General features: G+C 63.6%; 18 protein-coding genes. 6 read left to right on the top strand and 12 right to left on the bottom strand.

The features are described 5' to 3' along the window. Window positions 1-74: 74 nt before the first annotated feature. The 3 genes from EL255_RS03760 to EL255_RS03750 all read right to left on the bottom strand — a co-directional run bounded on the left by EL255_RS03760 (window position 75) and on the right by EL255_RS03750 (window position 4,196). On the bottom strand, window positions 75-1,388 hold the full coding sequence (locus EL255_RS03760) for a sodium-dependent transporter (RefSeq protein WP_042651280.1): 1,314 nt from the start codon (window positions 1,386-1,388) through the stop codon (window positions 75-77). A 441-nt stretch (window positions 1,389-1,829) separates the two neighbouring features. Beyond that, window positions 1,830-3,143: a sodium-dependent transporter gene (locus EL255_RS03755; RefSeq protein ID WP_042651281.1), complete on the bottom strand. Its 1,314-nt coding sequence runs from the start codon at window positions 3,141-3,143 to the stop codon at window positions 1,830-1,832. A 213-nt stretch (window positions 3,144-3,356) separates the two neighbouring features. Further along, entirely contained in the window at window positions 3,357-4,196 is an 840-nt protein-coding gene (locus EL255_RS03750; RefSeq protein WP_042651282.1) for an isopenicillin N synthase family dioxygenase, read from the bottom strand. 206 nt (window positions 4,197-4,402) lie between these two features. Between EL255_RS03750 and EL255_RS03745 the strand changes: the two genes are divergently transcribed. After that, window positions 4,403-4,966, top strand: a complete 564-nt coding sequence (locus EL255_RS03745; RefSeq protein WP_042651283.1) for a DUF2799 domain-containing protein — start codon at window positions 4,403-4,405, stop codon at window positions 4,964-4,966. A gap of 40 nt (window positions 4,967-5,006) precedes the next feature. Here the strand turns inward: EL255_RS03745 and EL255_RS03740 are convergent, their stop codons facing one another. Together EL255_RS03740 and EL255_RS03735 are read right to left on the bottom strand one after the other, a co-directional pair. Then, window positions 5,007-5,828: a Cof-type HAD-IIB family hydrolase gene (locus tag EL255_RS03740; RefSeq protein ID WP_042651284.1), complete on the bottom strand. Its 822-nt coding sequence runs from the start codon at window positions 5,826-5,828 to the stop codon at window positions 5,007-5,009. A gap of 176 nt (window positions 5,829-6,004) precedes the next feature. Continuing rightward, window positions 6,005-7,243, bottom strand: coding sequence for an MFS transporter (locus EL255_RS03735; protein ID WP_042651285.1), 1,239 nt, complete (start codon window positions 7,241-7,243; stop codon window positions 6,005-6,007). 444 nt (window positions 7,244-7,687) lie between these two features. On the opposite strand from EL255_RS03735, the gene EL255_RS03730 reads away from it, so the two are divergent. Next, on the top strand, window positions 7,688-8,308 hold the full coding sequence (locus EL255_RS03730; protein ID WP_042651287.1) for a helix-turn-helix transcriptional regulator: 621 nt from the start codon (window positions 7,688-7,690) through the stop codon (window positions 8,306-8,308). Between the two features lie 399 nt (window positions 8,309-8,707). After that, window positions 8,708-9,184, top strand: a complete 477-nt coding sequence (locus tag EL255_RS03725) for an Lrp/AsnC family transcriptional regulator (protein ID WP_042651288.1) — start codon at window positions 8,708-8,710, stop codon at window positions 9,182-9,184. Between the two features lie 98 nt (window positions 9,185-9,282). Here the strand turns inward: EL255_RS03725 and EL255_RS03720 are convergent, their stop codons facing one another. The 3 genes from EL255_RS03720 to EL255_RS03710 form a co-directional block, all read right to left on the bottom strand. Continuing rightward, window positions 9,283-9,600, bottom strand: a complete 318-nt coding sequence (locus tag EL255_RS03720; RefSeq protein ID WP_042651289.1) for a hypothetical protein — start codon at window positions 9,598-9,600, stop codon at window positions 9,283-9,285. A 146-nt stretch (window positions 9,601-9,746) separates the two neighbouring features. Continuing rightward, a complete protein-coding gene (locus EL255_RS03715; RefSeq protein ID WP_042651301.1) occupies window positions 9,747-9,977 on the bottom strand; it encodes a hypothetical protein in 231 nt (76 codons plus the stop codon). A 25-nt stretch (window positions 9,978-10,002) separates the two neighbouring features. Further along, window positions 10,003-10,428, bottom strand: coding sequence for a MarR family winged helix-turn-helix transcriptional regulator (locus EL255_RS03710; protein WP_042651290.1), 426 nt, complete (start codon window positions 10,426-10,428; stop codon window positions 10,003-10,005). Window positions 10,429-10,658: 230 nt separating this feature from the next. Here EL255_RS03710 and EL255_RS03705 point away from each other — a divergent pair, with 230 nt between their 5' ends. The 3 genes from EL255_RS03705 (at window position 10,659) to chrA (ending at window position 13,570) form a co-directional block, all read left to right on the top strand. Further along, window positions 10,659-11,660, top strand: coding sequence for an NADP-dependent oxidoreductase (locus tag EL255_RS03705; protein ID WP_042651291.1), 1,002 nt, complete (start codon window positions 10,659-10,661; stop codon window positions 11,658-11,660). 199 nt (window positions 11,661-11,859) lie between these two features. Next, complete coding sequence (locus EL255_RS03700; protein WP_042651292.1) at window positions 11,860-12,306, top strand: nucleotide triphosphate diphosphatase NUDT15; 447 nt, start codon at window positions 11,860-11,862, stop codon at window positions 12,304-12,306. 124 nt (window positions 12,307-12,430) lie between these two features. Further along, window positions 12,431-13,570 (top strand): chromate efflux transporter, encoded by a 1,140-nt coding sequence (gene chrA / locus EL255_RS03695; protein ID WP_042651293.1) that lies wholly within the window; start codon window positions 12,431-12,433, stop codon window positions 13,568-13,570. Window positions 13,571-13,661: 91 nt separating this feature from the next. On the opposite strand, the gene msrB is transcribed toward chrA, so the two are convergent. From msrB to malQ, 4 genes are all read right to left on the bottom strand, one after another. Then, window positions 13,662-14,051 carry a peptide-methionine (R)-S-oxide reductase MsrB gene (gene msrB, locus EL255_RS03690; protein ID WP_042651294.1) on the bottom strand — a complete coding sequence of 130 codons (390 nt, stop codon included), beginning with the start codon at window positions 14,049-14,051 and terminating at the stop codon, window positions 13,662-13,664. Between the two features lie 56 nt (window positions 14,052-14,107). Beyond that, complete coding sequence (gene glgX / locus EL255_RS03685; RefSeq protein ID WP_042651295.1) at window positions 14,108-16,249, bottom strand: glycogen debranching protein GlgX; 2,142 nt, start codon at window positions 16,247-16,249, stop codon at window positions 14,108-14,110. Further along, complete coding sequence (glgB, locus tag EL255_RS03680) at window positions 16,249-18,426, bottom strand: 1,4-alpha-glucan branching protein GlgB (protein ID WP_042651296.1); 2,178 nt, start codon at window positions 18,424-18,426, stop codon at window positions 16,249-16,251. Before glgB ends, glgX begins: the two co-directional genes overlap by 1 nt. A gap of 82 nt (window positions 18,427-18,508) precedes the next feature. Then, window positions 18,509-20,698, bottom strand: coding sequence for a 4-alpha-glucanotransferase (gene malQ, locus EL255_RS03675; protein WP_042651297.1), 2,190 nt, complete (start codon window positions 20,696-20,698; stop codon window positions 18,509-18,511). Window positions 20,699-21,035 lie beyond the last annotated feature (337 nt).

Below are 21,035 nucleotides of genomic sequence, written 5' to 3'. Positions count from 1 at the left end.
GGATCCCGGCGATCGGCAATGACATCACCAGTCACCCGCGCCTTCTGGCTATCCGCAACCCGATCGACTCGGGGTCAGAACAGGCCCCGCACCAGGATTCCGCCGATCAATAGCGGCGCCACCAGTCGCCAGCACCAGAGCAGGCAGAACCGCAGCACGGGTGACAGGCCGGCGGGCAAGATGCTGTCTCCCAGTCGCCAGCCCAGCAGCAGGGTCAGCACCAGGCCGAACAGCGGCATCATCAGGTTGGAGGTGAGGTAGTCGAGCAGATCGAAAATAGTCTTGCCAAACAGGGTCAGCTCGCTCCAGGGACCGAACGACAGGCTGACCGGAATGCCGGAGGCCATGATCAGCAGGGTCAGCACCCGGCAGGCGCCACGACGGGACCAGCCCCACTCCTCGGTGGTGAAGCGCACCAGGTGCTCCAGCATGGAGATGGAGGAGGAGAGCGCCGCCACCAGCAGCAACAGGAAGAACACCACCCCCAGCCCCTGGCCGAACGGCAGGTGGCTGAACACCGCGGGCATGGTCATAAAGGTGAGCCCTGGCCCGGCAGTCGGGTCAATGCCCGTGGAAGCCAGCGCCGGGAAGATCATCAGCCCCGCCAGCACCGAGATGAGGCTCGCCAGCGTCACCACCCAGACCCCGGAGCGCAGCACACCTTCGCTATTGGGCAGGTAGGCGCCATAGGTGGTGTGCACCCCCAGGCCAATGGAGAGGGAGAAGAAGGCCAACCCCAGCGCATCCAGCACGCTCTGGCCAGTCAGCATGGAGAAGTCCGGCAGCAGCAGCTGGCGCACCCCGGCCATGGAGCCCGGCATGGAGAGCCCCACCGCCACCAGCAGCAACATCATGATGAACAGGGCCGGCATCATCCAGCGCAGCGCCCGCTCCACCCCCTTCTGGATGCCCCCCTGCACAAACCACCAGGTGAGCCCGGCGAACACCAGATGGGTCAGCACCGGCCACCAGGGATCACTGACATAGCCGTTGAACAGGGCGGTCAGCGCCGAACCCTCGCTCAGGTTGAGCTTGCCCATCACCGCCAGCGCCGCATAGCCCACGGTCCAGCCGCCGACCACGCTGTAGAAGCTGTAGATGAAGAAGCCGCACAGTATCCCCATGTAGCCCATCCAGCGCCAGTTCGGCCCCACCAGCCGGTTGAAGGCGCCGAGCACCCCGCGCTGGCTACGGCTGCCGAGCAGGGTCTCCCCCACCAGCACCGCCACCCCCAGGGTGAAGCTGAACAGCAGGAACACCAGCAGGAAGGCGCCACCGCCGTTGGTGGCGGTCACATAGGGAAACTTCCAGATGGCGCCGAGGCCGATGGCCGTGCCGGCCGCCGCCAGCACATGACCGAGACGGGAAGACCACTGAACCTGGCTCATACAACCTCCGGGGAAGACAACATCGAATCGATACTCCATGGGTGAGTGCAACCTGGGTCGCAACAAAAAAGGCCGCCTGGCGGCGACCTTTGCAATGAACATTCAGACAGACTGCGCGTGCAAGGTCACCTCTCTTGCGAGCTAAAAAATCGGCCAGATCGGGCGATGAGGGGTGACATAGGGCGGGTGACTCGAGCGCAAAAATGGAGCCACAGCCTAAACCACGGCAAGAGAAGTTGACAGCCAATCCTCCCTGTCTCTCCATAAAACAGAATATTGATCAAAAATATCTGCATTTTATAAATTTAAATTTCAATATCAGCCGTTTTATGGATTTTTCGATGCAGTCAATACCGTCACCTGGGATGGCCTGCCCCCCTGGCGGCGACCCTGGCCACCAGAGGGCAAACGGGCCTATAGACCAGCCTGCCCCAAGCCGGGTTACAGCAGCCCCCGCACCAGGATGCCGCCGATCAGCAGCGGCGCCAGCCAGCGCCAGCAGCCCATCACCAGGCCACGCCAGTGCGGCGCCAACCCCTGGGGCAGGGCCTTGCGACCCAGCCGCCAGCCCAGCAACAGGGTGAGGGCCAGCCCGAACAGCGGCATCAGCAGGTTAGAGGTGACAAAATCCAGCAGCTCGAAGATGTTCTTGCCAAACAGGGTCACCTCGGCCCAGGGGCCGAACGACAGGCTGACCGGGATGCCGCCTGCCATCACCAGCGCGGTGATCAGGCTGCAGGCCGCCCGCCGCGACCAGCCCAGGCTCTCGCAAACGAAGCACTGCAGGTGCTCCAGCAGCGAGATGGCCGAGGAGAGCGCCGCCACCACCAGCAGGGCGAAGAACACCACCGCCAGCCCCTGGCCGAACGGCAACTGCTGGAACACCGCCGGCATGGTCATAAAGGTGAGGCCGGGGCCGGCGGCGGGATCGATGCCGGTCGCCGCCAGCACCGGGAAGATCATCAGTCCCGCCAGCACGGCGATCAGGCTGGCCAGCAGCACCACCCAGAGGCTGGAGCGGCCCACGCCGTCGCTGCTCGGCAGATAGGCGCCATAGGTGGTGTGGATGCCGAGCCCGATGGAGAGGGAGAAGAAGGCCAGCCCCATGGCATCGAGCACCCCGGACATGCCGAGCTTGCTGAAGTCGGGCATCAGGAAGTGGCGCACCCCGGCCATGGCATTGGGCAGGGTGAGGCCGAACACCACCAGCAGCAGCATCATGATGAACAGGGCCGGCATCATCCAGCGCAGGGTGCGCTCCACCCCCTGCTGTACCCCGCCCCGCACGAACCACCAGGTGAGGGCGGCAAACAGCAGATGGGTCAGCACAGGCCAGAGCGGATCGCCGACGTAGTCGTTAAAGCGGGCGGTCAGCGCCGCGCCATCTCCGTGTTGCAGGCTACCCGCCAGCGCCATGCCGGTGTAACCAAGTGTCCAGCCGCCCACCACGCTGTAGAAGCTGAAGATGAGCAGGCTGCACAGCAGGCCCATGGCACCGACCCAGCGCCAGCGTTTGCCCAGCAGCGCCTCGAAGGCCCCCACCACCCCGCGCCGGCTCAGGCTGCCGAGCAGGGTCTCCCCCATCAGCACCGCCCCCCCCAGGGTGAAGCTGAACAGCAGGAACACCAGCAGGAAGGCGCCGCCACCGTTGGCGGCGGTCACATAGGGGAACTTCCAGATGGCGCCGAGACCGACCGCCGAGCCTGCGGCGGCCAGGATATAACCGAGCCGGGATGACCATTGGGACTGCTTCATAAGAACTCCAATCGATGGGCCCGCCACAGGGGCCCGGAATGGCGCTCAGAGTACGGTCGAGACCGCGCAATCACAACGACGCTTATCTGGCTTAAAAACGATTTATTGGCATCAATAACCAATAAAATTCGGTTATACGCGCAATCCTGCCAACCAATAAAAACCGGAGCGTTTTTGCTCCGGTTTTTATGCTGGTCGCTACTGCGCGGGCGACTAGATGACTCCCAACTCCCGCAGCCGCTCCATCAGGTAGCTGTGGGCGGTGTGACGCTCGGAGAGCACCACGTCCGGGCGCGGATGGAGGAACAGCGGCAATGAGATGCGGGACTTGCTGGCACTGCCGCCGGTCGGGTTGATGACGCGGTGGGTGGTGGAGGGATAGTAGCCGTGGGAGGCCTCCTGCAGCATGTCACCTATGTTGATGATCAGGGTGCCAAAGTCGCAGGGCACGTCCATCCACTCGCCATCCGAGCCCTTCACCTGCAGGCCCGGCTCGTTGGCGGCGGGCAGTATGGTCAGCAGGTTGATGTCCTCGTGGGCGGCGGCACGGATGGCGCCCGGCGCCTCGGTGCCGTCGAACGGCGGATAGTGCAGCACCCGCAGCAGGGTCTTCTGGCTCTCTTCGATCATGGAGGAGAGCGGGCAGCTGTAGTGGGCGGCGATATCGCTCGGGGTGTATTGCTCCACCCAGGAGAGCAGCTCGGCGGCCAGATCGTTGGCGAGGCGGTAGTACTCCATCGCCTGGGCCCTGAGCTCTTCCGGCATCAGACCCCAGGGGTAGAGGTGGAAGTACTCCTTGAGATCCTTCTGGGTGTTGCCCTTGGCCACCTCGGACACCGACGGCGGGAAGTAGCCATCCTGGGTCTCGCGGTTGAACAGGAAATCCTGCTTCTGCTCGCTCATGAAGAAGCGATACCAGTTGTCATAGATGGACTGCACCAGCTCCCTGGGGATGGGGTGGTGGGTCAAGACCCCGAAGCCGGTGGTGCGCAGGGATTCGGTGAAGCGTTGGGCCGCATCGGGCGAGCGATAATCGACGGTCAGGACTTTCATTGTTTTTGTTACGTGCCAGTTAAAAGTAGGCGCAGTTTACCCTGCCTCCCCCGGCAAGAAAAGGTTGCCGGCGCCACGGCTGCAACAGATTGAAAATACTGATAAAAACATCATGATGGCGAGACTGGCACGGCGCACTGCCAGCCCTTGTCCTGCCCCCGCTTCCTCTCTAGAATGCCGGTATCATCCCGTCCGGAGCCCATCCCATGTCCCCCAAGATCCTGTTACTGACCCTGCCTTTCCTGCTCGCCGGCTGCAGTTCGCTGTCGGAGGAGGAGTGCCGCGCCATGAGCTGGTACAACCTGGGCTATCAGGATGGTGAGCAGGGCAAGACCCGGGCGGCCACCCGCGACTACGCGAAAAGCTGCGGCGAATATGGTCTCAAGGTGGACGAGGCAGAGTGGAAGCGAGGCTACGCCAAGGGGCTGGAGCTCTACTGCATCCCCGAGCTGGCCTACAGCAAGGGGCGGGAGGGGAACGAATACCTGGGGGTCTGCCCCCATGACACGACTTTCCTCACCCAGTTCGAGCGCGGCCGCAAGGAGTTCCTGCTGGAGCAGCGGCTCGGCGAGCTCCAGCGCGATCTGGAGCAGACCGAACGGACCATCAACCAGCTGGATCAGCAGATCCGCAATGAGAGTGACAGCAAGCAGCGGGACTACTACCGCGCCCAGCGCGATCGCGCCATCCGCCATTACGAGGGAGTGCGCCGCGACTACAACCGGATCCGCTTCCCGGATCGGGTGATCCAGTTCTCCTTCGGGAGCTGAGCCTCGGGGGAGGCGTCCCCTCCCCTCAACCCGCGGCCTCTTAGGACGGCAGCACCCAGCGCTGCAGCGCCAGCGCTATGCCATCCTCGTTGTGATCCGCGGTCACCCGGTCCGCATGGGCCTGGATCTGGGGGGCGGCATTGCCCATGGCCACCGCCAGCCCGACCTGCTCGAACATGCTGATGTCGTTGTTGTTGTCGCCAAAGGCCACCACGTTCTCCATCGCTATCCCCTCGCTCGCGGCCCACTGGGCCAGCCGGTTGCCCTTGCTGCAACCGGGCTGCACCAGCTCGACCGCGTAGGGGGCCGCCCAATCCTGGGTAAAGGGCAGTCCCTGCACCACCTCGCTCACGAAGCGGTGCAGGCGGCTCGGATCCTGACTGAACAGCTCCAGCTTCCAGATGGGCCTTTGCAGCCAGGCGGCCAGATCCTGGGCCGGCAGCAGGGAGATCTTGAGGTGCGCCGGCAGGTCATCCGACCGGCGCTGTATCCGGGCAACATACTCGTCGCAGCCGATGTAACCTATGCCGTCGTCGAGGTGGAACTGCGCCTCCATCTGCTGCGCCTCGACCTCGGCCAGCAGCGCCGTGAGCGGGGCCACCGCCAGCGGATCGCCGGCCAGGATCCTGTCTTGCGCCGGATCGTAGAGGTAGGCGCCGTTGCTGCAGATGATGGGGGTATCGAGCGCCAGCTCATGGTGAACGGGGCGCGCCGTCATGAAGTGGCGACCCGTCACCAGCAGCACCTTGATGCCGTGGGCTCGCGCCTGGGCCAGGGCGGCCCGGGTCGCGGACGAGATCTTGTGATCCCGGGTCAGCAGGGTGCCATCCATATCCAGTGCGATGGCCTGGTAATGACTCATATCTCCTCCAACGTGCGCTGGCACAAAGCAGCGCCATTTCGTTCTATGTCCTGATACCGGCTCGGCTCAGCGCGAGGCAGGGCGGAGCAAAGAGTCATACCGTCCCAGAGTCGGCGCCACGATGCAAGTCCCGCCTGCCGCCCCGCCGCCGATCTGTGATCCAGTCCCGCCCGGGCTCAGCCCGGCTCGGCGCAGGCGGCCACCCGTTCACGCCGATCCGCCGCCCGGCGCAGCCCATAGAAGCCGAGGGCACAGATCAGCCCGAAGATCGTTGCCAGATAGAAGGGCCACTCGGTGCCTACCAACAGCACCAGGCTGCCCACCAGCACCGCCAGGATCTCGCTGCCCACCGCCAGCCCGCGGTAGAGCCCCATCGCCTGCCCCTGCTGCTGGGGGTGGCTGCGGTTGGAGACGGCAACCGAGGTGGCCAGCTCCCCCAGGCTCATGCCGATGCCGGCCGGGATGAAGGTGAGCGCCAGCCCCCACCACTGGCCCGGCAGCACGAACATCAGCATGCCCGCCGCCATCAACAGATGACCGACTATCCCCAGGCTGCTGCCACGCCAGTGGCGGGCGAGCAGCGCCCCCAGCCAGGAACCCAGCATCATGGGCACACTCACCAGCACCGCCCCCTGGGCCAGTTGCACCGGATCCCAGGCCAGCCGCTCCACCAACCAGACGTTGAAGTAGCTGAAATAGAGCTGCACAGCCCCGTAGCTGAGCAGGGTCAGCACAAAGTAGGGCAGCAGGCGGGGTTGCACCAGCAGCTGGCGGGTCGAGAGGGGCTCCAGCTCCTGCGCTGGCGGCACCGGTGGCCGATTGGGGATCAGCCAGAGCACCAGCAGCAGGTTGCCCGCCGTCATGGCCACCGCCAACCAGGCCGCCAGGCTGTAATCCCCCGACATTACGGCGGCATAGCCCCCTATCATGGGGCCCAGCACCCAGCCCAGGTTCATGCCGATGTTGATCCTGGCGAAGTTGCGCGCCTTGGTCCTGGTGGTGCTCATGTCGGCCGCCATCGCCTGCACTATGGCGATGTCGCCGTTGAAGAAGCCCTCCAGCACCCGGCTCAGCAGCAGCAACGGCAGGGAACGCCAGGCGATCCCCAGTGCCATCAGGGCATAACCGGCCAGCACGCCGACCAGGCAGACGAGCAGTATGGGCTTGCGGCCATAGCGATCGGACAGTCGCCCCAGCCAGGGGGCCCCCAGCAACTGGAACAGCGGATAGAGCCCCATGATGACCCCGAGCCACACCTTGCGACTCCAGTCCGACGCCTCCGCCGTCAGCATCCCCTGGGCCGGATCCAGCATCAGCGGCGCCAGCACGGGCGACGGCAGGCTGAAGCCCGCTATAGCCAGTATCACCGTCATCACCAATACCCAGAGGGTCGCCCTTCCCTTGATCCCATCCATGTCAGCCTCATTAAATAAATTCATTAGTTTATTTATACTGAGCAAGGCGCATTATTAAGTAAAGTGAATTATTGATTTAAATGAGCCCGCTATCCATAATGACCCCATAAACACCGGCACCGACAAGATCCTCTTCCGATACCCTGGATCCTTAGCGCGCCTGTCGATAACGAGAGTCACCGAATGAACGCCAGTACCGACAAGATCCTGTTCCTGCTCGAGATGCCATAGATCCCCCAGAGCACGCCTGTCGATAACGAGAGCCACCGAATGAACGCCAGCACCGACAAGATCCTGTTACTGCTCGAGATGCCATAGATCCCCCAGAGCACGCCTGTCGATAACGAGAGCCACCGAATGAACGCCAGCACCGACAAGATCCTGTTCCTGCTCGAGATGCCATAGATCCCCCAGAGCACGCCTGTCGATAACGAGAGCCACCGAATGAACGCCAGCACCGATAAAATCCTGTTCCTGCTCAAGACCCATGGCCCCCAGAGCGCGGCCGCGCTCGGCGAGCAGCTGCAGATGACCTCCATGGGCGCCCGCCAGCACCTGATCGCGCTGGAGGCCGAAGGCTGGATTGGATTCAATGACGAGGCCCGTGGTCGTGGTCGCCCGGTGCGGCTCTGGCACCTGACCGAGCAGGCCTGGCAGCGCTTCCCCGACAGCCACAGCGAGCTGACCCTGCAGCTTATCGACAACATCCAGCAGCTGTTTGGCGAGGTCGGCATGGAGCGCCTGATCCAGCAGCGGGAGCAGCAACAGCTGGGCCGCTATCAGGCACAGCTGATCCAGCCGGCGCTGGCCGATCGACTGGCGGGCTTGAAGGAGCTGCGCACCCGGGAAGGCTATATGGCGGACATGCGCCAGGAGGAGGATGGCAGCTGGTTATGGTGGGAGAGTCATTGCCCCATCTGCGCCGCGGCGCAGGCCTGCCGGGGATTCTGCCGCAGCGAGCTGGCGCTGTTTCGCCAGTTGCTGGCGCCGGCCAGGGTGGAGCGGGAACAGTATCTGCTGGACGGCGATCGGCGCTGTCTCTATCGCATCACCCCGGGGTCCTGAGGGGCCGGACGCCAACAACAGCATCGCATCACCCCGGGATCCTGACGGGCCGAACGCCGACAACAACATCGCATCACTCCGTCGTCCTGAGGGGCTGAACGCCAGAAACAACAAAGCAGGCGCCGGGATGCCTGCTTTGTTGCCTTCGGGGAGGGGGTGCTCTCATTCCAGCCCGTCGCTTCCCGATAAGGTCGGACGGCTGATGGGGCGGGTGACCCGGTAAGGTCCTTCACCACAGAGACCTGGTTGGGTATCTGTCTTGCCACCGGAAGATGCAACCATCATATCCCTCCCGTCCCGGTGAGTGGTTGCGAAGTAGCAGGTATTTTCAGTTGTTTTTGCAATAGTTCACCCTTAATCTAGGAAAAGTGAATTATTAATTGCAACGAGGAATGGAGAATGCTGAAACTTGATCGTATAGACAGGCACATTCTGGAGTTGATGCAGGAGAATGGTCGCATCAGCAACCTGGAGCTGGCCGAGCTGGTCGGCCTCTCCCCCTCCCCCTGCTCGCGCCGGGTCAAGGCGCTGGAGGATGCCGGTCTCATCGATACCCATGTCACCCTGCTCAACGCCCGCCAGCTGGGGCTCACGCTCACCGCCTACATCCACATCTCCATGGACAGGCACACCCCGGAGCGGTTCGAGAACTTCGATACCGCCATCAGGGAGCTGCCCGAGGTGCTGGAGTGCGACCTCATCACTGGCAATGACGCCGACTACCAGCTCAAGGTGGTGGTGCGGGACATGGAGCACTACCAGCACTTCCTGCTGGACAAGCTGACCCACATCCCGGGCGTGACCGGCGTGCGCTCCAGCTTCGTGCTGCGCCGTATCAAGCACAAGACGGCGCTGCCGCTGAATCATCTGGGTTAACCGCCAGCCGCTGCGCTCAGGCACGGCAGCGTCAGCATGCAAAGAGGAGGCCTGGGCCTCCTCTTTTCTATTCATCGACTGTCATGCTTTGACCGGGATCAGACGGCAACCTGGCTGATATCCTGCACTTGCAGCAGCCAGCCGGCCTGCTCCTGCTGGGGCTCGCCGCTCAATCGCAGCCGCTCACCGGCAGGGACCCATTGCCCCTCAGGCAGGGAGACCAGCAGGCTCTCGCTGCCGTTGTCGAACAACCAGCGATCCTCTCCCAACGACTCTATCAGATAACCTTCCATCTCCACTCTGGACTCGGCTTGCCAGGACGGCGCAACGGAATCACGGCTCTCGATGAAATCCCCCTGAACACCAAAACTGGCCAGCCCCCACAGAATGGAGAGCCCGACGATGGATGACTGCATCTTGCTTCTCCTCTCTTTGAAACTGTGGGGCCAGTATGGGAAGAGAACAATGAGCGCACCATGAACAAGGTGGCAAAGTGCAGGCGAGATCGCGAAAAAAACCGGCCAAGGGGCCGGTTCTGTCATTTTATGGTGCCTGGGTCACACTATTTGGCGGCTTTCTCTGCCATTCGCTCGGCTCTTGGCTTATTCATCCACATGGCCACGCCGCGATGATCCGCACAGATCCCCTCATCTGTGATCGCCCGAACCCGGACGCCGTCCTTGCAGATGGCCTGCCAGGCGTCAGCATCATCGATCTCCAGGGAGGAAGGCGGGTGAGCACCGTTGGTACAGGCGCTCAGCAACAACACGAGCAGAGGAAGCAAGGGTTTCATCATAGGGCTCCTGGGCATGGGGGATTCAGCGTCCCAGCTGCGCCGCGAGACGATCGCAGAGCTGCTTGAGCTGGGCCAGCTCAGCATCGTCCAGATCCAGTTGGTTACGCAAGTTGTCTGCCAGGCAGCAGGCACTGACCTCCTGTTGTAGCTGACGCCCCGCCTCGGTCAGGCAGATGCATTTTTGCCGCTCATCCTCGAGGGAGACGGCCCGGGTCAGCCAGCCCTTGCTCTCCAGGCGCTTGACGATGGGGGTCAGGGTGCCCGCATCCAGCCCGGTCTCCTGGCCTATTTCCTTGAGGCTGACATCGTCCCGTCGCCAGAGCGACAGCATCACCAGATACTGGGTGTAGGTGAGATCCAGTCTGTCCAGCAGCGGCCGGTAGGCACGCATCACCGCATTGGAGGCGCTGTAGAGGGCAAAACAGACCTGCTTTTTCAATTCACTCATGAGGCACCTCGTTGGCAAGTGGGCCCAGTATACCCCAGGACCCTGGGGGGCCGAATAATTTGCACGCAAAACAGTTGTCAACACGCGCATTCGGGACTAGTCTGGTTTTAATTTGCACACAAAGCAAGTCGGCGAGCCCGATCTGCAAACGCCCTGTCGTACCCGGGCCATCGCCCAGGTGGGCAGTGTGATCCACTGTCGCCGAGCGGCCCCCCACTGGAGGAAATACCATGAGTCAGCTCAGTCATCAGATCCAACTGCTGCGTCGCCCGAGCGGCCTGCCCACCCCCGCCGACTTCGCCCTGAGAGAGGTCCCGCTGCCCGAGTTGCAGGAGGCTGAGGTGCTGGTCGCCAACCAGTGGCTGTCGGTGGATCCTTACATGCGCGGCCGCATGAGCGAGGCCAAGAGCTATGTGCCCCCCTTCCCGCTCAACGGCCCCCTCGACGGCGGCGCCATCGGCACCGTGCTGGCCTCGCGCCACCCCGACTTCGCCGCAGGGGACAGGGTCAGCAGCATGCAGGGCTGGCGGGATAGCTTCGTCGCCAATGCCGCGCAGCTCACCCGCCTGCCCAAGACCGGCTTGCCGGCCCAGCTCTTCCTCGGCGCCCTCGGCATGCCGGGCATGACCGCCTGGGCGGGCTTGCACAAGGTCGCCCGCCTGCAGGCCGGTGAGACCCTGCTGGTCTCGGCCGCCTCAGGCGCGGTCGGCACCATGGCGGTGCAGCTCGCCAAGCGAGCCGGGGCTCGCGTGATAGGTTCCACCGGCTCGGCCGACAAGGTCGCCTACCTCGAGACGCTGGGCGCCGATGCCGTGATCAACTACCGGGCGACGCCGGATCTCGATGCCGAGCTGGCCAGGCTCGCCCCGGAAGGGATCCATGTCTACTTCGAGAACGTGGGCGGCGCCATGCTGGAGGCGGCCCTCAACCACATGGCCCTGCACGGGCGCATCGTGCTGTGCGGCCTCATCGATCAGTACAACAGCGAGGGGGGGGCGAGCGGGCCGCGCAATCTCTCCCAAATAATCCGCAAGCGCATCCTGATGCAGGGGCTGCTGGTCTCCGATCACTGGCAGCACTATGGTGACTTCCTGGCCGAGGCCATCCCCGCCTTCGAGGCGGGCACCCTGCAGGCCGAGGAGACCGTCAGCGAGGGGCTGGCCAGCATGCCCCAGGCCTTCATCGGGCTGTTCGAGGGACGCAACACCGGCAAGATGCTGGTCAGGCTCTAAGCCCGCCACCGGCCGCGGGAGCCGCACGGTCGCGGCCAGCATCCCTTGCCCCTGCCGAAGGTGCCACTGTGGCAAGCAGTTGAACAGACTGGATTAACTCCCCCGCCCCGACTCGCGGACGACTTGCACAACGGGCCCATCCGACCTAAGGTGGGCCCGTTTTTATGGTGAAATCTCGTCCCAGCAAGGAGCCTCTCGTATGTCTTCCACCCCTTATCCTCGCGTCGGTGTCGGCGTTATCTTGACCAATGCCAAGGGCCAGGTGCTGCTCGGCAAGCGCAAGGGCAGCCATGCCCCCTACTGGTCCATCGCCGGCGGTCATCTGGAGCTGGGGGAGAGCTTCGAGTCGGCCGCGATCCGGGAGGTGGCCGAAGAAACGGGCTTCGTCATCACCAGCCCCAGCGTCATCGCCGTCACCAACAACCTGGAGACTTGGCGGGAGAGCGGGCTGCACTACGTCTCGGTCACCCTGCTGGCCGAGGTGGAGGGCGAGCCGCAGCTGCTGGAGCCGGAAAAATGCGAGGGCTGGCGCTGGTGCGATCCCCGCGAGCTGCCCGAGCCCCACTTCGATGCCAGTCGCCAATCGATAGCCTGCTGGCTGGCCGGGCGCTGCTATCTGCCACAACCAGGCCAGCCGACAGAGTGACCATCGCCTGCTGGCTGGCCGGGCACTGCTATCTGCCTGCAGCACACCCCGATTTGTCATAAAAGAGTCACCGCTTTGTCATATCATCCCCCGGTGTCGATGATGACGAACAGGGAGTGACGAGGTGGGGCAGGTATTCATTCAATTTCTGTGGTTGGGTTGTATCAGCTTCGGCGGGCCCGCCGCCCACATTGGCTATTTCCAGCGCACCTTAGTCACGCGGCTTGGCTGGCTCAGCCAGGCCGAGTTTGCCCAGTTGCTGGCCCTGTGCCAACTGTTGCCCGGCCCCGCCTCCAGCCAACTCGGCTTCGCCATCGGCCGCCACCGGGCGGGCCTTGGGGGAGCGCTCGCCGCCTTCATCGGCTTCACCCTGCCCTCTTTCCTGCTGTTGCTGGTCGCCGCCATCGGCGTGGGCCAGCTAAGCAATAACCTCTGGCTGGATGGGGCCCTGCACGGCCTCAAGCTGCTGGCGCTGGTGGTGGTGGCCGATGCCGTGCTCACCATGAGCCGCCAGTTCTGCAAGACGGTGCTGCAACAGGGGGTCATGGTGGCGACCGCCGCCGCCCTCTGGTGGCAGCCCGGCCTGCTGACCCAGCTGGGTATGCTTTTGGGGGCGGCCCTGCTCTGCGCCCAGCGGGAGGCGGTCGGCGCCTCTCCTGCGGCGCCACAAGCCCGTCGCGCCCCCCACTGGCCGACCCTGCTGCTGTTTGCCCTGCTGTTTGTCGGCCTGCCGCTGCTGGCCCAGGGTCCCGCCAGCCAGCTGGTCGCCGACTTCTATCGAGCGGGCAGTCTGGTGTTTGGCGGCGGCCACGTGGTGCTGCCGCTGTTGCAGGAGAGCGTCGGCCACAGCCTCAGCCAGCAGCAATTCCTGACCGGCTATGGCCTGGCCCAGCTGGTGCCCGGCCCCATGTTCACCCTGGCCAGCTACCTCGGCGCCCAGCTGTTGCCCGCCACGCCGCTGGCGGGCGCCCTGCTGGCAACCCTCGCACTATTTTTGCCGGGCTTTTTGCTGCTGTGGGCCCTGGGCCCCTGCTGGCAGAGCTGGCTGGCCCACCCCAGGCTGGCGGGGGCCGTGGCCGGCATCAACGCCGCCGTGGTGGGGCTGCTGCTGGCCGCCCTCTATCAGCCGGTGTGGCAGAGCGCCGTGCTGGCACCGGCCGATCTGGCGCTCGCCGCCATCGCCTTCTATCTGCTGCGCGTCATCAGGCTGCCCATACTGGCGCTCGCCGGACTGCTGGTCGGCGCCGCCCTGCTGCAGATCTGACCCGCCGGCCTGCGCGGCCATCACGCCAGCCCCATAAAATAACGGCGCCTCTTCGCAAAGAGGCGCCGTTGTTGTTTCGCATCCTGATGGCTTACTCGGGGTCGGGCTCGAAGTCCAGACTCAGGCTGTTGATGCAGTAGCGCTGGCCGGTCTCGGTCGGTCCGTCGGGGAAGACGTGGCCGAGGTGGGAGCCGCACTGGCTGCAGGTGATCTCCACCCGTTTCATGCCGTGGCTGCCATCCTCGGTGTAGGTCACTGTGCCCTCGATGGCCTTGTCGAACGAGGGCCAGCCACAGCCCGAGTCAAACTTCGCATCCGAGTGAAACAGCACGCTCTTGCAGCAGACGCAGAGGTAGTCACCGCTCTTGCGGTTATGGAGCAGGGCGCCGCTGTAGGGGCGCTCTGTGCCCTTCTCCCAGCAGACATGAAACTGCTCGGCGCTCAGTCGATTGCGCCATTGCTCGGGATTGTTGCCGCTCATACTGACTCCTTGCCATTTATCACGGCGCCCAGCATACCCACTCGGACGCCCCGACTCTACCCCGCCAGCGGGAACTGTGATCCCGTTGGCAACAAGACGGCAACATCCGGCACGGCCACCACCCCTTCCTTGGCCAGGGTCGCCGCCGACAGGGCGACCCGCTCCAGCAACTTGAGGGAGTGGGCGCGTCCCACCGTCACCTGCCGCTTGATGTCGTCGGGCAGGAAGGGCAGGCCATCGTTGGTGGCTGTGTCTATGGTCTGGATCCACTCCAGCCCCTCCCCGGGCGGTGGCAGCCGGAACTGGATGTCGTAGTCGCTGGCGTTGAACAGCACATACCAGCGCTCCCCCTCGCAGTCGATCATGCCGATGTCCATGGCGAATGCCTGGCCCATGGGGGAGTGCCAGTCCTGATCCGTCAGCTGATGGCCATCGGGATGGTACCAGTTGACCCTATGACAGCTGGTGGCAGTGCCATTCCAGCTGTCGTCGCTCAGCTGCAGGTTGGAGAAGACCCCGGACTCGGCCCGCAACGCCATCATCTGCTGGGTGAAGGCGAGCAGCCGCTCATCCTCCGGCCGCCACTGCCAATTGACCCAGCTTATCTGGTTGTCCTGGCAGTAGGCGTTGTTGTTGCCAAGCTGGCTGCGACCCATCTCGTCCCCGGCCAGGAAGTGCGGAGTGCCCTGGGAGAGCAACAGGGTGGCGATGAGGTTGCGCTTCTGCTGCTGGCGCAGGTTGTTGATCCTGGGATCCAGCGTCGGCCCCTCGACGCCATGGTTGGAGGAGAGGTTGTTGCCGTGGCCGTCTCTGTTGTCCTCGCCATTGGCCTGATTGTGGCGCTGGTTGTAGGAGACCAGATCCTCCAGGGTGAAGCCGTCGTGATAGCAGAGGTAGTTGACGCTGGTATGGGGGGCGCGCCAGTTCTTCGGGAACAGATCCCGCGATCCCACCAGCCGGGTGGCCAGATCCCCCATCTTGCCCGCGTCCCCGCGCCAGAAGGCGCGCACTGTATCGCGATAGCGGTCGTTGATCTCCAGCCACTGGCTCGGGAACTGGCCAAGCCGGTAGCCGAAGGGGCCTATGTCCCAGGGCTCGGCAATCAGCTTGACCCGTGCCAGCACGGGATCCGCCATCATGGCCTTGAAGAAGGCGCTCATGGGATCGAACTCCCCCGCCTCCCGCGCCAGGGTGACCGCCAGATCGAAGCGGAAGCCGTCCACCTGCATCTCGGTGACCCAGTAGCGCAGGGCATCCAGCACCAGCCGCAGGCTGTTGGGATGATCCAGGTTGACGCTGTTGCCACAGCCGGTCACGTTGGCGTGACGGTGGTAGTCGGGGCCATGGGCGCCCGCCTCGAAGGCGTAATAGCCCGCGTTGTCGAAGCCCTTGAGCGACAGCACCGGGCCATCGAAGCCGGATTCGGCGGTGTGGTTGTAGACCACGTCCAGTATCACCTCGAGCCCGGCCCGGTGCAGCTCGCGCACCATGGTCTTGAACTCGGTCACCGCCTCCCCCGTTCCATAGCGCGGCTCGGGGGCGAAGAAGGCGATGGGGTTGTAGCCCCAATAATTGGTGAGCCCCAGCTGTTCGAGCCTCGGCTCGGACATGAAGGCGGCCACCGGCATCAGCTGCACCGAGGTGATGCCGAGGGAGCTGAGGTGCTCGATCATCAGCGGATGGCTGATGCCGAGGTAGCTGCCGCGCAGCGCCGCCGGCACGCCCGGGTGCTGGCGGGTGAAGCCCTTGACGTGGGTCTCGTAGATGACGACGCGCTCCGGCGGGATGCCGGGCTTGCCGACCCCCTGCCAGTCGAAGTCGTCAGCCACCACCACCGACTTGGCCACCATGGCCGCGCTGTCCCCCTGATAGAGCTTGTCATCCCAGTGGGTCGCCCGGCTGAGCGCCTTGGCGTAGGGGTCGATCAACAGCTTCTCGGGATCGAACAGCATGCCCTCCTGGGGCGCGCCATGGACCCGGTAGCCGTAGCGCTGGCCGGCCTTGACGCCGCGCACATAGCCGAACCGGTATTGGCCACGCCGGCCGGGCAGGGCCAGCCGGGCGAGCTCCTGCTCCTGCTCGTCGAACAGGCAGAGTTCCACCTTGTCCGATTGGGGCGCCCAGATGCAGAAGTGACAACCTGTCTCGTCGAGCAGGGCCCCCAACGGGTGGTCCTGCCCTTTTTCCATTGCAAACATCAGGACTCCTGTTTGATGAACAAGGTCGCGAGCGGCGGCAGATCCAGCACTATGCTCTGCGCCATCCCCTGCCAGGGGGTCGGCTCGGCGACGAAGGTCAGACCCACATCATAGTTACTGCCCCAGTAATGCTCGCTGTCGGTATTGAGCACCACCCGATAGTGGCCCGCCGCCGGCACCCCGAGCCGATAGGCGAGGCGCGGCACCGGCGTGAAGTTGCAGGCCACCATGATGGGATTAGCGCCCTGCTTGTCGGCCCGCAGCCAGGCGAAGACGCTGTTGTCCGCATCGTTGTGATCCAGCCAGCGGAAGCCGCGCTGTTCATAATCGCCCTGATACAAGGCAACTTCATGACGATAGAGCCGGTTGAGATCGCGGATCAGCCGCTGCTGGCCGCCGTGCTTGGGATACTGCAGCAGGTGCCAGGGCAGCTGGGCGTCGTGATTCCACTCGTTGCTCTGGGCTATCTCGGTGCCCATGAAGTTGAGCTTCTTGCCGGGATGACCGTACATGAAGCCCATGTAGGCGCGCAGGTTGGCGGCCTGCTGCCACTCGTCCCCCGGCATCTTGTAGAGCAGGGAGTGCTTGCCGTGCACCACCTCGTCGTGGGACAGCGGCAGGATGAAGTTCTCGTCATAGTGATACACCATGGAGAAGGTCATGTCGTTGTGGTGATAGCGGCGATACACCGGCTCCTTCTGCATGTAGCTCAGGGTGTCGTGCATCCAGCCCATATTCCACTTGAAGCCAAACCCCAGCCCGCCGAGGAAGGTGGGGCGGGAGACGCCGGCGAAGGCGGTGGACTCCTCGGCGATGGTCATGGTGTGGGGATACTTGCCGTACACCTCTTCGTTGGTCCACTTCAGCAGGCTGATCGCCTCGTAGTTGTGGTTGCCACCGTCGACGTTCGGCACCCACTCGCCGGCATTGCGGGAGTAGTCCAGGTAGAGCATGGAGGCGACCGCATCCACCCGCAGGCCATCGATGTGGAACTTGTCGAGCCAGAACAGGGCGCTCGCCACCAGGAACTGGCGCACATTGTTGCGACCGAAATCGTAGATGTAGGAGTTCCAGTCCGGGTGCCAGCCACGGCGCGGATCCTCGTACTCGTAGAGCGGCGTGCCGTCGAAACGGGCAAGGCCGTGGGCATCCGACGGGAAGTGGGCCGGCACCCAGTCCAGGATCACACCGATGCCGGCCTGGTGGCACTGGTCGACGAAATACTTGAAGTCATCGGCGCTGCCGTAGCGACTGGTGGGCGAGAACATGCCCACCGGCTGGTAGCCCCAGGAGCCGCTGAAGGGGTGCTCGGAGACCGGCATCAACTCGATATGGGTATACCCCATCTCGGTGACGTAGTGGACCAGCTCCACCGCCAGCTCGCGCCAGCTCAGGCTGTCGCCGTTGGGATGACGCTTCCAGGAGCCCACGTGCAGCTCATAGATGGAGAGCGGCTGCTCCCGCTTGTCGGTGCGCTGGCTCTCGCGCCAGGCGGCATCCTGCCAGCCGTACTGCTCGTGGTCATAGATGACGGAGGCGAAGGACGGATACTGCTCGCAGTAGAAGCCGACCGGATCGCTCTTGTGGGGCAGCCGATGGCCGGCCGGATCCTTGAGCTCAAACTTGTAGCGATCCCCCGCCTTGAGGCCGGGTACGAACAGCACCCAGTGACCACACTGGCTGCGCTGCATCGGGTGGCGGCGACCGTCCCAGAAGTTGAAGTCGCCGATCAGGCTCACCGCAGTGGCACTCGGCGCATAGACGGCGAAGCGCACCCCCTCCACCCGCTGGCCGAGGTGCTCCACGGTGCGCAGTTGGGCGCCCAGGGTGTGATAGAGGTTTTCCGGCTGGAACGTCAGCTCCGCCAGTCCCTCCCAGGCGGCAGCCTGAAACTGATAGGGGTCGACACACTCGGTGCTGGCATCGGGGTAGCTGGCGATCAGCTGATAAGGGAAGGGGTTCTTGCGACGGGTGAAAACAGTTTCAAAAAGGCCCGCTTCATCGGCGGCAGTCAGGGTGGCAACGAGCTTGCCGGACTTGAGATCCTGGACGCGAACCTCGAGGGCATCGGGCAACCAGGCGGTCAGTTTCAGGCCTGGTCCATCCGGGTTAGCCAGCAGGCCTAGATGGGAGAAGGGATCGGCACAGCGGGCGGCAACCAAACGTTCAACGGGCATCGACATTTCCTTTCATGGCTGAACACCCACTCCGGCCGAAGCCGGAGTGGGTGAGAGTGAGTCACAGGTTGGCGACAGTGGCTCAACGACTGGCCTCATCACGGGCCTGGCTCATCTTGCCTGCCAGCACCTTGAGTGCCTCATCGGCAAAAATATCTTCCAGATCCTTCGAGAGCTTGCGACGCCAGTTCGGGTACTCGTAACTGGTGCCCGGCACGTTGACCGGCTTGTCCATCTCCAGCCAGTCTTCCAGCTGGGTGCTGAACAGGGCGCAACTGCCACGGGACATGTGCAGTTGCAGGCCATGGTTGAGCTCGGTGTTCATGCCGACCCAGTTCACATCATGGCTGATGTTGCCAGAGATGACGCCATGGGCATGCAGGCTGTCGAGGATCCGCTGCTTGGCCTGATGACGATCAGCATACAGTGTCTTCAGAACGTCTTCATCCGGATACAATCCCAGCTCGCGACCCAACGCCAGATCGTCGCAATGCCAGAACCCCTTCAGGGTCGGCATGTCGTGGGTGGTCAGCGCCGACATCGCCTGCTCGGTGTAGTGCGCCGGCGAGATGAAGCCACCGTCGGCCTTGGAGCGTTCGAAGAAGAACACCTTGTAGGAGTGCACGCCGTTCTGTTTGAGGGTAACGTCTATGCCTTCCGGCACTGTGCCGAGATCTTCCCCGATCAGCAGACACTGATTGCGGTGGGATTCGAGCGCCAGTATCCCCAGCAGATCGTCGACCGGATAATAAATGTAGGCCCCCTTGGCGGCGGACTCTCCGGGCGGTACCCACCACAGACGCAGCAGGGCCATCACGTGGTCGATGCGCAGCGCCCCGCAGGAACGCATGTTGGCACGGAACAGGTCCACCATCGGCTGATAGGCCGCCTCAAACAGCTGGCTCGGGTTCATCGGGGGCAGGCCCCAGTTCTGACCGAGCGGGCCCAGGATGTCGGGCGGCGCGCCGACCGAGGCCTTGGGGCAGTAGAGATCCCGGTTGGCCCAGATCTCGGTGGATCCTTCGGAGACACCCACCGCCAGATCCCGGTAGATCCCCATCACCATGCCGGCCGCCTTGGCACGGGCATCCGCCTGCGCCAGCTGCTCGTCCGCCAGGAATTGCAGGTAGAGATAGAAGTTCACATCCTGGCTGTGATCGGCTATCCAGGCCGCCACCTCGGGATTGTGATAATCGCGGAACGCATCGGGCCACACCGGCCAGCCCCAGGCGTTTTCGCCCTTGGCATAGAAGTGCGCCTGCAGCGCATCGAACGCCGCCTGCTGTTGCAGGCTGTCGCCGCCGGCGGCCACGAAACGCTCAAACTCGGCCTGGCGTACGGCACCCAGGCTGGCCTGGTCGAACACCTGGCGCAGGATGCCGAGCTTGGTCTCGATGACACCGGTGTAGTCCACGCTCTCCTTGGCCCGCAGGGCGGCAAGGTGCTGCTGGAACGCCGGATTGGCGACTTCCGCCTTGAGGCTGTCGTTGGCCAGAAACTCGGGCACCGCCTCCACGTCGATGTAGGCCAGATTCAGCCAGCGACGGGAGGAGGGACTGTAGGGGCTGGCGCTCTCCGGATTGGCCGGATAGAGGGCATGGATGGGGTTCAGGCCGACGAAGTGGGCCCCCCAGGCGGCAGCCTTCTCAACCAGCTGGCCGAGATCGCTGAAGTCCCCCATGCCCCAGTTGTGGCGACTGCGCAGACAATAGAGCTGCACGCTCGGGCCCCACACCTTGCGGCCGTTGGCAATGGGAGCCTGCTTGTAACAGGATTTGGGGGCGACTATGAGGCGCATGCTGGCCAGCGGCTCGTCATTGCCCTCTTCCAGCAGGGTCAGCTGGTGATAGCCCAGCTCGGGCTGCACCGCCAACGCCACGCGATAGGCCTGGCACTCCATCTCTTCAAATTCGGCGACGCCGACCAGTTCACCCTCGATCGGCGTGATCTGGCCCGTCAGGAGCGCGCCCTGCTCCAGGCTGAGTTGCCAGTGGAGGGCGTCGTTGACGAACTCGATGGGCAGACGGACTTCAAGGCTGATGGGTTCGCCGCTGCGCACCACCATCACGGGATCCAGTGGACGCAACCAGTGCTGGCGATGCTCTTGCTCAAGCTGCTCGCTCAGGGCGGCCTCGTCATCGACGCGGTAACCCATGGCGCCGAGCATGGCGGCCTTGCTCTCTTCGGATACCAGAGCCGGCTGGCCCCAGGCATCAACATACTCGCTGGCGATACCTTTGGCGGCAGCCAGCTGTTCAATCAGGGTGGTCATAGTTTGAGAATTCCCGCTGTGGATTCTATCTATATGATTAATTTTTATGGGTGGTACTTGAACAGTGGCTCTTTGGCCATGCTAAACCGCGCACATTTTTACATATCTCCCTGGCTGGATGTGTGACCAGACAGGCACTATTGTTGATCTCTGTGACGCGAACCAGCCGATGACACTTTCGACAAAAGTTGGTAGTCAGTTACATAAACCGAAAATAAATTTCACAGTTTTTCATGATATAGCGCAATTTCGCGCAGATTGTTGGTTGACTCACGGGTGAGTTCTAGTAAATTTACAAACGGAATTTTCTTTGACTACTGAACAGTTAGGTAACCAA

Origin of the sequence: Aeromonas encheleia (genome assembly GCF_900637545.1) — a bacterium.
Classification (GTDB): Bacteria; Pseudomonadota; Gammaproteobacteria; order Enterobacterales; family Aeromonadaceae; genus Aeromonas; species Aeromonas encheleia.
This window is presented reverse-complemented; position numbering and strand designations above follow the sequence as displayed.